Below are 12,441 nucleotides of genomic sequence, written 5' to 3' on the forward strand. Positions count from 1 at the left end.
TGAACTTGTTTCAGGATTCTGAAACAAGTTCAGGACTACAAAGGATTTCCACTACTATCAGGGCTAGGGTATCTCGTTTTTTTAGAACGTTTATTTTTCCTAAAACAGCTGTTTTTTTAAGTAAATCTGTCAATAGCTTCCTGTACTTTTTCTTCTTTTACACACAACGCAAATCGAATATATCCTTCACCATTACTTCCAAAAATGGTTCCCGGCGTAATGAAAATTGATTTGTCATATAAAATTTCGTCTATGAATTTCTCCGCCGATGTGATTCCGTTCGGCAATTTTGCCCAAACAAATAATCCAACTCCTTCTTTGTAAACTTTACAACCTAATTTTTCTGCCAATTGCTCGGTAAGAATTCGGCGTTTTTTATAAATCGCATTCATCGATTCAAACCAAGCCTTGTCACTTTTTAAAGCTTCAATAGCTCCTTTCTGAATCCCGTAAAACATACCACTATCCATGTTGCTTTTCACTTTCAGCACGGCATCAATACAAGCTGCATTTCCTAAAACCATTCCAACTCTCCAGCCTGCCATATTAAACGTTTTGCTCAAAGAATTCAATTCTAAAGCCACGTCTTTTGCGCCTTCCACTTGCAACAAACTCATCGGATTATCGTTCAAAACAAAACTATACGGATTGTCATTTACTAACAAAATATTATGCTTTTTGGAGAAAGCCACCAACTTCTCAAACAATTCCAAACTTCCTCTTGCTCCTGTTGGCATGTGTGGGTAACCAATCCACATGATTTTTACTTTCGATAAATCCAGTTTTTCCAAAGCTTCAAAGTCAGGCTCCCAATTAGTAGTTTCTTTTAAATCATAATAAATAGGAACTGCTCCCACTAAATTTGTCACCGAAGTATACGTTGGATAACCCGGATTAGGAATTAATACCTGATCTCCTTCATTCAAGAAGGCTAATGAAATATGCATAATTCCTTCTTTGGAACCCATTAAAGGTAAAATTTCATTAGCTGGGTCCAACGCTACTTGATAGTTGTTCTGATAAAAATCTGCCATTCCCTGTCGCAATTCCGGCAATCCCTGATAACTCTGATATTGATGCGCATTTTCATCTTGCATAGCCAGAACTATTGCATCAATAACCGCTTGTGACGGATGTAAATCCGGACTTCCAATTCCCATATTGATAATTGGTTTACCCTCAGAGGCCAGTTTTCTCACCTCTCTCAATTTTGAGGAGAAATAGTATTCTTCAATTATATCGAGACGTTTTGCTGTAGTAATCATTTGTAAATTTTAAAATTCTTTTGACTTTCAATTTTGTAACTGTCCGCTAATTATAATTTTGTGTTTTTGTATTCGCCTAATACTTTGAAATACTCAGCCATGATGATCAATAGTGACTTTGCTTTTGCATAATCTTCGTATTTTTCGAAAGTAACATCCACAAAAAACGAATATTTCCACGGCGTTTCTATTTTTGGTAACGATTGAATTTTAGTTAAATTCAGCTTACAGTCGCTCATAACATTCAAAACTGCCGCTAAACTACCACGCTTGTGATCCAATTCAAATTTAATGGAAGCTCTATTTATTTCATTTTTAGAAACAAAATTATCAGCTTTATTAATGATAACAAATCGTGTCATGTTATTATTAATCGTCTGAATTTCTGGAGCCAAAATTTCCAAATCATACATTTCAGAAGCTGTTTTACTGGCGATTGCGGCAATTCCTTTCAATTGTTTTTCCTGAATTCTTCGAGCCGTTTCAGCAGTATCTTTGTCTTCGACTAATTTTATATTTGGATATTTTTTCAGGAATTCCATACATTGCAAAATAGCCATAGGATGCGAATGTACTTCCTGAATATCTCCCATCTTTTGACCTTTTAAGGCCATAAAATTTTGATGAATTATTAAATAATGTTCTCCTATAATGTGCAAATTATTTTTGTCAATTAAAGCATAATTCGGGATAATTGGACCCGCAATAGAATTTTCTATCGCCATAACCGCCTGATCGGATTTGCCTGAAAGCAGGTTATCTACTAGTTCTTCAAAGGACAAACATTCATCAACAACGACTTCCTGATTGAAATATTCTTGTGCCACCTGATGGTGAAAAGAACCCGTTATACCTTGTATTCCAATTATTTCATTCATTTTACACGCTTTTAAGCAAAAAAAAATCCCGATTTTCATCGGGATTGTATATTTATAGTATCAATTTAATTTTATAATCAAATAACCATATAACAATCCCTTTCTACTTTCCAGAAGAAATAATAAGAGTTGCTAAAATAAAATCGGTTACTCAACATGACAATGTTTTTTTGTATTAATTGCTCTGCGAATGTATTAATAATTTCCAGTTAAGCCAAAAAAAAAGGGGATTTTATTGAACAAAAAGGGGATTCGCTAAAAAACTGGTTATTAATTACATAATGTTTAAAAAAAAGACTTTTAAAATCCTTTTTGGTTAATCCACATTTTAGATTTTAAAGAAACAAAACATTATTTCTCCAAAAATTCATCTTTAAAACAAACTCAAATTAAGCTGCTAATTTTACAGTAAGCCAATTTTTCCCTTCAGAAATTCTCGCTACTACCATTGCCGATACCAAATCGCCATTCGCATTCAGTAACGTTGCCATAGGATCTACAAGGGTTCCCACGATCATCGCTGCAGGAAGTGCCTGTTCCATTGGAAATCCATACACGGTTATTGCCAGAATTTCTCCGATGTAACCTCCATTTGGAATGCCGCCTTCGACTACCGAAACAATTACAGTAATTCCTAATGCGATTAGTATCGTATTAGGATCCGTTAACTCTTTTCCAAACATTGCAAAAATAACGGCAATTTTTATAATAGACGACATACTCGAACCATCTTTATGCAAAGGCGCACCCAGAGGAATAACGAGATTTCTAATATGTGCAGGAATATTCATTTTTTCGGCACCTTCCAGATTGGCAGGAATTGTTGCAATGCTGCTGCAGGTTCCCAATGCCGTTAAGGAAGGCGTAATGTTATTTTTCCAAAACACTATAAATCCTAATTTTCCTCCAGCGATAAAAGCGTACAAACTAAAAAACACAATAAAGTAAAAAGCACAAACCGCATAATACAGGCCTAAAGGTTTTGCATAAGCACCAAATAATTGCGGTCCAAAAATCCCAACTTGATACGCAAAATAAGCACCCAAACCTATTGGAGCCGTTTTCATAATCATATGCAGCAATTGTTTCATCACTTCGTTTCCGGAATGCAAAAATCGACTGAAATCTTTTCCTTTCTCTCCCGAATGCAAACTGGCAAATCCTATTAAAAAAGAAAATATAATGAGCGCCAACATATTTTTACGAGACAACAGCTCAAAAAAGTCACTTACAGTAAGCAACTGCGTAATTTGTGAACCTGTGGTGCTTTCCTGAATGCTTTCCAATGGAAGTTTGGAAATTATAATGTCTTGCTGAATAGGAAATAACAATACGCCAACGAGCATCAAAACGGCCGAAATTAATACTGTACTTAAAAACACGCCAATGACAATTGCAAACAATTTACCAAGTTTCTCTGATTTTTCTAAATTGGCAATTGAAGATGCAATCGTAAAAAATATTAACGGGATAATTGCGGTAAACAATAAATTCAGAAATATATCGCCCAAAGGTTTAATCACTTCTACACCTTTTCCAAAAACTAAACCCAATATACTTCCTGCCAAAATTCCGCCGAGAAGCAATAAAATGCTTTTGTAGTTTTTCAAGAAACTGTCTGATCGTGTAGTTTTCAAATTCATGTTCATATATTTTATGGTAAAGATATAAATCTAAAATAGAATAAAATCTTACATGGTAAACTTTGACGAAGGTCTTTTATTTATTGAGTTACAAAAACAACAAATCAATACTTTTTCTGTTTACTTTTGCAACAAATAAAATTCCATGTCAATAGCAGTTAATAACATATCCAAAAGTTACGGTTCCCAAAAAGCACTGGATAACATTTCATTTTCCATTAATAAAGGCGAAATTGTTGGTTTTTTAGGTCCAAATGGAGCCGGAAAATCGACTTTGATGAAAATATTGACCACGTATATTAGTGCCGATGAAGGTTCCGCTTTAGTAAATGGAAACGATGTAAACACCCAACAAAAAGCCGTTCAGCTTTCAATTGGTTATTTACCGGAGCACAATCCGTTGTACTTGGATTTATATGTACGTGAATATTTAGCTTTTAACGCTGATGTGTACAAAGTCGCAAAATCCAGAATTGAAGAAGTAATTACGCTTACCGGTTTAAGTACCGAAAGTCATAAAAAAATAGGACAATTATCCAAGGGATACCGTCAACGCGTAGGTCTTGCCAACGCTTTATTACACAATCCTGATGTTTTGATTCTCGATGAACCAACAACTGGTTTAGATCCAAACCAATTAATGGAAATTCGCAATGTGATTAAAAATGTAGGGAAAGACAAAACCGTTTTCCTTTCTACACACATTATGCAAGAGGTCGAAGCCATTTGTGACCGCGTTATTATCATCAATAACGGTAAAATTGTTACCGATAAAAAACTAGATAATTTAATTTCCGAAGATAAGGAGCAAGTTATTGAAGTAGAATTTGATTATAAAATAGAGGAACAAGCTATTTCTAAAATAGAAAATCTTGTTTCTTATAAAAACACGCATGATATGATTTGGGAATTGACTTTCAAAGCGGATAAAGACATGCGTCCAGCTGTTTTTGATTTTGCCAATGCCAATGGTTTAAAAACGCTGCAGCTCAATCAGAAGAATAAAAATTTAGAGGCTGTTTTTAGAGAGATCACGAAAAAATAGTAATCAGTGTTCAGTCGCAGTTTGCAGATGAAAAATACTAGCCATTTATAATTTTTATACCGTTTGATTTGTCATTCCGACGAAGGAGGAATCCCATGCGGTGAGATTCCTCCTTCGTCGGAATGACAAAATGACGAGAATTTGGAATAAATAACGATATTGATAACCGTCAAATCCCTAGCCCAGATAGCAGTAAAAATCCTTTTCTTGTCTCATTTTTTGAGACAAGAAAAGATTGTAACGAATAGCTGGAAATAGCTCCTAAAAAACCTTACTCGCGATTTGTCGAATATTTTCTGATTTTCCCATAGAATAATAGTGCAACACGGGAACACCGGCAGCTTTCAATTCTAATGATTGTTGGATAGCCCATTCGATTCCAACTTGTCTGATGTCAGCATTATTTTTGCATTGATCTACCGCATGAATCAAATCTTCAGGCAAATCGATTCTAAAAATTTGTGGCAATACCTGTAAGTGTCTTTGCACTGCAATAGGTTTAATACCTGGAATAATAGGAACGGTAATCCCCATTTCTCTGGCTTTGGCAACAAATTTGAAATATTTTGCATTGTCAAAGAACATTTGTGTCACCACATAATCCGCACCTGCATCAACCTTTTCTTTCAGTCTTTTTAAATCTGAAATCAATGACGGCGATTCCAAATGTTTCTCCGGATATCCCGCAACTCCAATGCAAAAATTGGCTTTGTTATCAACATCCATCACGTCATGTAAGTACTTTCCGCAATTTAATTGATCAATTTGTTTGACCAAATCAACGGCAAAATCATTTCCTCCTTGTTTAGGAACAAAAGACTGCTCATCCTTCATCGCGTCACCTCGCAAGGCCATCACATTATCAATTCCCAAATAATGACAATCGACTAATAAATACTCCGTTTCTTCTTTGGTAAAACCTCCACACAGCACATGAGGAACTGTATCTACATTATACTTATGTTTTATGGAAGCACAAATCCCAAGCGTTCCAGGACGCATTCTGGTCAATTTTTTTTCTAATAATCCGTTCCCTTTATCGACATAAATAAATTCTTCGCGAGAAGTAGTAACGTCTATAAATGGTGGTTTAAATTCTATCAACGGATCTATATTGTCGTATAATTCCTGAATGCTTTTGCCTTTTTGAGGCGGAATAATTTCGAAAGAGAATAACGTTTCTCCTTTGGCGTCTTCAATATGTTGTGTTACTTTCATCTTAAGTCTTAAAGTTTGAATGTCAAATGTCGAGAGTCACGTCCTTTGGACTTTATGACTTTTGACTTTATGACTGTGTTTTTAATCTGCTATATTCGGGCTTAACCATCTCGTGGCTACTTCGGTTGAAACGCTTCTTCGTTTGGCGTAATCGATAACTTGGTCTTCTTTTATTTTTCCGAGTCCAAAATACTTGCTTTGCGGATTTCCAAAATAATATCCAGAAACCGAGGAAGCGGGCCACATTGCCATACTTTCAGTCAAAGTCACTCCTATTTCTTGTTCTACATTCAGTAATTTCCAAATCGTTGGTTTTTCTAAATGGTCGGGACAAGCTGGATATCCTGGAGCCGGACGAATTCCTTTATAATCTTCGGCAATCATAGCCTCAGTACTTAAAGCTTCATCAGACGAATAGCCCCAAATTTCTTTTCGGATTTTTTCGTGCAAATATTCCGCGAAAGCTTCCGCAAAACGATCCGCCAATGCTTTGACCATAATCGAATTGTAATCATCTAAATCTCTTTCGAATTCAGCCGCCCACTCATCAACACCAAAACCGGTTGTGACACAAAATGCGCCCATATAATCGGTTTTTCCGCTATCTTTCGGGGCAATAAAATCCGACAAGGCAATGTTTGGAGCACCTTTTGTTTTTTGTGATTGCTGACGTAACGTCAAGAATTTCTCCAACACTTTTCCGTTTTCATCACTCAATTCAATATCGTCATCGTTGATTTGATTCGCAGGAAAAATTCCGTAAATTCCTTTGGCTGTCAGTTTCTTTTCTTTCAAAATAACTTCCAACACTTCTTGTGCATCCGCAAAAACGGAAGTAGCTTGCTCCCCAACAACAGTATCCGTTAAAATCGCCGGATATTTTCCGAACAATTCCCATGTTCTAAAAAACGGCGTCCAGTCAATATAAGGAACCAACACATCCAGATCAACTTCGATAGTTTGTTCTCCAATTACATTTGGTTTTACAGGAGTAAAATTCTCCCAATCCAACTGCAATTTATTTTTACGGGCTTGCTCAATAGTCAAGAAGTTTTTGTCTCGCGAACGATTTAAAAAGGTCTCTCTAAAAGCGTCGTAATCAGCCCTGATGTCGCTTGCATATATCTTTCTATCCTTGTTCAATAAATTTCCGGCAACCGTTACGGCTCTCGAAGCATCATTTACATGAATAACCGTTTCTCTATATTGTGGTGCAATTTTCACGGCAGTATGCGCCCGTGAAGTTGTTGCTCCCCCAATCATTATAGGAATTTTTATGTTTTTTTTGTCTAATTCCTTGGCCAAATAAACCATTTCGTCAAGCGAAGGTGTTATTAATCCGCTTAATCCAATGATATCTACATTGTGCTCAATAGCTGCTGCAATAATTTTCTCAGGAGTAACCATAACCCCTAAATCGATGATTTCATAATTGTTACAGGCCAAAACAACCGAAACAATATTTTTCCCAATATCATGCACATCTCCTTTGACAGTCGCCATTAATATACGACCGGCAAAACTGGAGACTCCATCTTTTTCAGCTTCAATAAAAGGCAGTAAATAAGCCACCGCTTTTTTCATTACTCGGGCTGATTTTACCACTTGAGGCAAAAACATTTTACCTGAACCAAATAAATCCCCAACGACATTCATTCCGGTCATCAAGTTAATTTCGATAACTTCAATAGGTTTTGTTGCTGCCAATCGGGCTTCTTCCACATCAATTTCTATAAATTCATCGACTCCTTTTACTAGCGAATGTGTCAATCGTTCTTGGATGGTACCTGAACGCCATTCTTGAACTGCTTTTTCATTGTTCTTTACATCCCCTTTTACATTTTCGGCAAAGTCCAACAATCTTTCGGTGGCATCATCACGTCTGTTTAGAATTACATCTTCAACACGTTCCAAAAGTTCCTTTGGAATTTCATCGTAAATAGAAAGCATCTCTGGATTTACGATCCCCATCGTCATTCCGTTTTGAATAGCATGGTACAAAAAAACCGAGTGCATCGCTTCCCGAACCGTGTCATTTCCTCTAAACGAGAACGAAACATTACTTACCCCACCACTTATGTGCGCATGCGGAAGATTTTCTCGAACCCATTTGGTTCCTCTAAAGAAATCCAAGGCGTTCTCGCGGTGTTCTTCCATTCCTGTTGCTACAGGGAATATATTCAAATCGAAAATAATATCCTGCGGAGGAAAACCAACTTTATTTACCAAAATATCATACGAACGCTGGCAAATTTCTACCCTACGATCGTAATTATCAGCTTGTCCCGTTTCGTCAAAAGCCATAATAATTGCCGCAGCACCGTAGCGCTTAATCAATTTGGCATGATGAATAAATTGCTCTTCGCCTTCTTTTAAAGAAATCGAGTTTACAACACTTTTTCCTTGCACCACTTTTAAACCCGCTTCGATAATATCCCATTTCGAGCTATCAATCATAATTGGAACTCTCGAAATATCAGGTTCAGCAGCGATCAAATTCAGGAATTTTGTCATGGCATATTCGCCATCAAGCATTCCTTCATCCATATTAATATCGATGATTTGCGCGCCGCCCTCCACTTGCTCTTTAGCAATACTAAGTGCTTCCTCGTATTTTTCTTCCTTGATTAACCGAAGGAATTTTCTAGAACCTGTAACATTCGTTCGCTCGCCAATATTTACAAAAACGCTTTCTGGCGTAATGATTAAAGGCTCTAATCCTGATAATACAAGGTTTCTTCTCTTTTCTGCGTGTGCCATTTTTTATTTTATTTGATCCTACAAGGTTTTAAAAACCGTATCGGAGTAACTTATTCTTCTTGTAATTTGGGCGTGACCCAAAAGGGTCGGGCTATTCGTTCCCGCTCTTTTCCTTCGGCTAAAAAGCCTAAAAAAAGGAGCTTCACTACTATCCCTCACGCAGTTTTGTGCTTTTGACGTCATTGCGAGAAACGAAGTAAACTCATCCAGTAAATCCTTCAACGTCATACTCTTTTTTGTCATACCGCTCGCGATAACTGAGGTTGAACTACTGTAACATCTCGCAAACATCTATTTTTAAACATACCTACAAGGTTTGAAAAAAACCTTGCAGGAAATTTAATTACATTGTCGCCGTTGATACTCTAGGTTTATACTCCTTGGCAATTTCAGCAATCAACTTGATATGTTCCGGCGTTGTTCCGCAACAACCGCCTATGATATTTACTAAATTATCGTCTAAATATTCTTTGATAAAGGCTTGCATCTGCTCCGGGGTCTCATCGTACTCTCCAAATGCGTTAGGCAATCCTGCATTAGGATGCGCCGAAACATTGAAGGAAGTGTTTTGCGCCAATGTTTGTAAATACGGTTTCAGCAAATCGGCTCCTAAGGCACAATTAAAGCCTACGCTCAACAACGGAATGTGCGAAACCGAAACTAAGAAAGCTTCCACGGTTTGACCAGAAAGTGTTCTTCCTGATGCATCGGTAATTGTTCCAGAAACCATGATGGGAATGTCAATATTGCGTTCGTCTTTGACTTCTTCAATAGCGAAAAGTGCCGCTTTGGCATTTAAGGTATCGAAAATAGTTTCCACCAACAGTAAATCACTTCCTCCGTCAATTAACGCTTCCACTTGTTGTTTGTAAGCAATGCGTAAATCATCAAAAGTTACCGCTCTGTAACCCGGATCATTTACATCTGGCGACATACTCGCTGTTCTGTTTGTAGGTCCAATTGAACCCGCAACGAAACGAGGTTTTTCTGGATTTTTGGCTGTAAATTCATCAGCTACTTCTCTGGCGATTCTTGCCGATTCGTAGTTGAGTTCGTAAACAATATCTTCGAGATGGTAATCAGCCATTCCGATGGTGGTTCCAGAAAAAGTATTGGTTTCAACAATATCCGCTCCTGCTTCAAAATAAGCGGCGTGAACCGCTCGAATCGCTTGTGGCTGAGTTATTGACAATAAATCGTTGTTTCCTTTCAAGGAATGTGGAAAATCTTTGAAACGTTCTCCACGAAAGTCTTCTTCAGAGAAATTGTAACGTTGCAACATGGTTCCCATAGCTCCATCGAGTATGAGTATACTTTTTTTAATGGCTTCTTGAATGCTTGACATATCTTGTTATTTCTTGTAAATCACGATCCATTTCGGGATTTACACTTTTGATTATTAATTACAAAAGTTCACTATATGAACTCTTTAGCCCCGATTGAAGCGATATCCTTTTTTTCTGGTGTTCAGAAAAAAAGATATAGCGTAAAGCGGGAACGATACTGGCAAAAAAAACGCCAATTGTTCGCTCCTGTTACTAAAAATGATTCAGCAGGCTAAAAATATATGTTGTCAAGAAAAGGTTTGAGAAATACTGGGTGAGTATTCGTGTGTTATCTATCTTTGATACTGAAACTGGTTCTGTATAAAGTAGAATGTAGCACCTTCTTTAAAGATAAAGGGTTGCTAAGGTTTCATCGGGTCTTTCCCTCCGCCTTTCGTGATAACTTTCAATAAATATAGGAACAGTGCAAAGTAAAGACAAAGCGCTAATACTTGCAAGTATTAGCGCTTTATTTTTTAACTAGTTTGTACTAAGTTGTTAAACTATGGCTTTAACCACGGCTTTTGGAGCTTCTTTACGAGTTCCGTCAAATCCGTCAACACCAGAAACTGTAGTATATTTCAATACATATTTTTTCCCCGGATTGATGATTTGGTAGGCTGCCTGACACATCATAGTCGCTTCGTGGAATCCACAAAGAATCAATTTCAGTTTTCCTGGATAAGTGTTTACGTCACCAATGGCAAAAATTCCCGGAATATTCGTTTGATAATCCAAAGCATTATTTACTTTGATGGCATTTTTTTCAATGTCTAATCCCCAGTCTCCAATAGGACCTAACTTTGGAGTTAATCCAAAAAGCGGAATAAAATAATCCGTTTCTATAGTACGATGCGCTCCATTTTCCTCAATATCGATTGACTCCAAATGTTCGGCTCCATTCAAACCAACAACTTCTGCCGGCGTGATCATTCTTATTTTCCCTAAATCTTTTAACTCCTGCACTTTTTCGACCGAATCTAACGCTCCTCTAAATTCATTTCTACGGTGAATTAAAGTCACTTCGGAAGCAATATTCGACAAGAAAATACTCCAGTCTAAAGCAGAATCTCCTCCACCAGCGATAACGACTCTTTTGTCTCTGAATTTTTCCGGGTTTTTAATGAAATACTTGATTCCTTTATCTTCATAAAATTCGATGTCTTCTATCAATGGTTTTCTGGGTTCAAAACTTCCTAATCCACCAGCAATCGCAACAACTGGAGCATGGAATTTTTTTCCTTTATTTGACGTTACAATAAAACTTCCGTCCTCTTGTTTTTCAATCGTTTCTGCACGTTCTCCAAGAGTGAATCCCGGTTCAAACTGCTTGATTTGTTCCATTAAATTATCCACCAGATCTCCCGCCAATACTTCTGGAAAACCCGGAATATCATAAATAGGTTTTTTAGGATACAATTCAGATAATTGACCGCCCGCTTGTGGTAAAGCATCTAAAATATGGCATTTCAATTTCAATAATCCTGCTTCAAAAACGGCAAATAAACCTGTTGGTCCGGCTCCTATTATCAGTATGTCTGTTTTAATCATTTTTATATTCTTTTATTCCTCCCCCCAGCCTCCTCCAAAGGAGGGAGAGACTTGGTAGAGTTTCTTTTGTTATACTTATTCTTACTTATTATTATTTTTACAAATGAACGAATGATTCTCTCAAAAATAAATGATAAATATCAGTCGAATTCTTTATTGTTTATTCTATTCTCTTGGCTCTTTATTTTTTAACGCCTCAGTGATTTCATTCATTTTTTGAACTTTTTCTTCAAAATTCCCCTTGAGTGTTTTGCGATATTCATTTAGGTTTTCAACCATTTTATTAATATCGTCCGGAATTATTTCTTCAAAAAACTCTCGTAATCTTTTGGCTGTTGTCGGTGATTTTCCGTTAGTTGAAATTGCTATTTTTACATTTCCTTTGGTTACAATTCCGCCCAAATAATAATCACATAATGGCGGTGTATCCGCAATATTACAAATCAAATATCTTTTTCGGGACAAATCATAAATCCTTTTATTGACGTTTAAATCATCTGTACAAGCAATGACCATGTGGCGTTTGCGAAGCATCCACCGATTGAATTTTCTGTAGGTCAATTTTACGGAAGGATGTTTTGCGGCCAAGCTTTCCAGCTCTGGCAAAAACTTTGGCGCAACCACTTCAACATTGGCGTTTGGACTTGATTTTAAAAGAAATGATAATTTTTCTAAACCCACGTTTCCTCCCCCCACAATAAGTACATTGAGGTTGTGTAATTTTAAAAAAACAGGATATAATTCGTTTATTTCCAA

The 12,441-nt window shown here is 36.8% G+C and carries 10 protein-coding genes and 1 riboswitch; of the genes, 1 reads left to right on the forward strand and 9 read right to left on the reverse strand.

Annotation, left to right across the window (positions count from 1 at the left end; translation table 11 throughout):
* Positions 1-116 precede the first annotated feature (116 nt).
* The 3 genes from ACP7AV_RS00175 to ACP7AV_RS00185 form a co-directional block, all read right to left on the reverse strand.
* The gene (locus ACP7AV_RS00175) at positions 117-1,265 is read right to left on the reverse strand and encodes a pyridoxal phosphate-dependent aminotransferase (protein WP_426090282.1); all 1,149 of its coding nucleotides are present in this window, start codon (positions 1,263-1,265) and stop codon (positions 117-119) included.
* Positions 1,266-1,315: 50 nt separating this feature from the next.
* Entirely contained in the window at positions 1,316-2,143 is an 828-nt protein-coding gene (locus ACP7AV_RS00180; RefSeq protein WP_426090283.1) for a prephenate dehydratase, read from the reverse strand.
* Positions 2,144-2,532: 389 nt separating this feature from the next.
* The gene (locus ACP7AV_RS00185) at positions 2,533-3,786 is read right to left on the reverse strand and encodes a dicarboxylate/amino acid:cation symporter (RefSeq protein WP_426090284.1); all 1,254 of its coding nucleotides are present in this window, start codon (positions 3,784-3,786) and stop codon (positions 2,533-2,535) included.
* 145 nt (positions 3,787-3,931) lie between these two features.
* On the opposite strand from ACP7AV_RS00185, the gene gldA reads away from it, so the two are divergent.
* Positions 3,932-4,831, forward strand: a complete 900-nt coding sequence (gene gldA, locus ACP7AV_RS00190; protein WP_426090285.1) for a gliding motility-associated ABC transporter ATP-binding subunit GldA — start codon at positions 3,932-3,934, stop codon at positions 4,829-4,831.
* Between the two features lie 261 nt (positions 4,832-5,092).
* Here gldA and metF read toward each other — a convergent pair whose 3' ends face one another.
* The 6 genes from metF to ACP7AV_RS00220 all read right to left on the reverse strand — a co-directional run bounded on the left by metF (position 5,093) and on the right by ACP7AV_RS00220 (position 12,441).
* Entirely contained in the window at positions 5,093-6,049 is a 957-nt protein-coding gene (metF, locus tag ACP7AV_RS00195) for a methylenetetrahydrofolate reductase [NAD(P)H] (protein ID WP_426090286.1), read from the reverse strand.
* Between the two features lie 81 nt (positions 6,050-6,130).
* On the reverse strand, positions 6,131-8,809 hold the full coding sequence (gene metH, locus ACP7AV_RS00200; protein ID WP_426090287.1) for a methionine synthase: 2,679 nt from the start codon (positions 8,807-8,809) through the stop codon (positions 6,131-6,133).
* A gap of 18 nt (positions 8,810-8,827) precedes the next feature.
* Positions 8,828-9,052 carry a hypothetical protein gene (locus ACP7AV_RS00205; protein WP_426090288.1) on the reverse strand — a complete coding sequence of 75 codons (225 nt, stop codon included), beginning with the start codon at positions 9,050-9,052 and terminating at the stop codon, positions 8,828-8,830.
* Positions 9,053-9,152: 100 nt separating this feature from the next.
* Positions 9,153-10,154, reverse strand: coding sequence for a homocysteine S-methyltransferase family protein (locus ACP7AV_RS00210; protein ID WP_426090289.1), 1,002 nt, complete (start codon positions 10,152-10,154; stop codon positions 9,153-9,155).
* Positions 10,155-10,420: 266 nt separating this feature from the next.
* Positions 10,421-10,540: riboswitch (SAM riboswitch) on the reverse strand.
* 92 nt (positions 10,541-10,632) lie between these two features.
* Complete coding sequence (locus ACP7AV_RS00215; protein WP_426064444.1) at positions 10,633-11,685, reverse strand: NAD(P)/FAD-dependent oxidoreductase; 1,053 nt, start codon at positions 11,683-11,685, stop codon at positions 10,633-10,635.
* 165 nt (positions 11,686-11,850) lie between these two features.
* On the reverse strand, positions 11,851-12,441 hold the full coding sequence (locus ACP7AV_RS00220) for a precorrin-2 dehydrogenase/sirohydrochlorin ferrochelatase family protein (protein WP_426090290.1): 591 nt from the start codon (positions 12,439-12,441) through the stop codon (positions 11,851-11,853).

It is taken from the genome of Flavobacterium sp. DSR3-2 (assembly GCF_049896525.1).
GTDB lineage: Bacteria > Bacteroidota > Bacteroidia > Flavobacteriales > Flavobacteriaceae > Flavobacterium.

Coding starts and splice junctions, on each gene's coding strand:
- ACP7AV_RS00175 (WP_426090282.1), bottom strand. CDS start 1,265: ATGATTACTACAGCAAAACGTCTCGATATAATTGAAGAATACTATTTC.
- ACP7AV_RS00180 (WP_426090283.1), bottom strand. CDS start 2,143: ATGAATGAAATAATTGGAATACAAGGTATAACGGGTTCTTTTCACCAT.
- ACP7AV_RS00185 (WP_426090284.1), bottom strand. CDS start 3,786: ATGAATTTGAAAACTACACGATCAGACAGTTTCTTGAAAAACTACAAA.
- gldA (WP_426090285.1), top strand. CDS start 3,932: ATGTCAATAGCAGTTAATAACATATCCAAAAGTTACGGTTCCCAAAAA.
- metF (WP_426090286.1), bottom strand. CDS start 6,049: ATGAAAGTAACACAACATATTGAAGACGCCAAAGGAGAAACGTTATTC.
- metH (WP_426090287.1), bottom strand. CDS start 8,809: ATGGCACACGCAGAAAAGAGAAGAAACCTTGTATTATCAGGATTAGAG.
- ACP7AV_RS00205 (WP_426090288.1), bottom strand. CDS start 9,052: ATGACAAAAAAGAGTATGACGTTGAAGGATTTACTGGATGAGTTTACT.
- ACP7AV_RS00210 (WP_426090289.1), bottom strand. CDS start 10,154: ATGTCAAGCATTCAAGAAGCCATTAAAAAAAGTATACTCATACTCGAT.
- ACP7AV_RS00215 (WP_426064444.1), bottom strand. CDS start 11,685: ATGATTAAAACAGACATACTGATAATAGGAGCCGGACCAACAGGTTTA.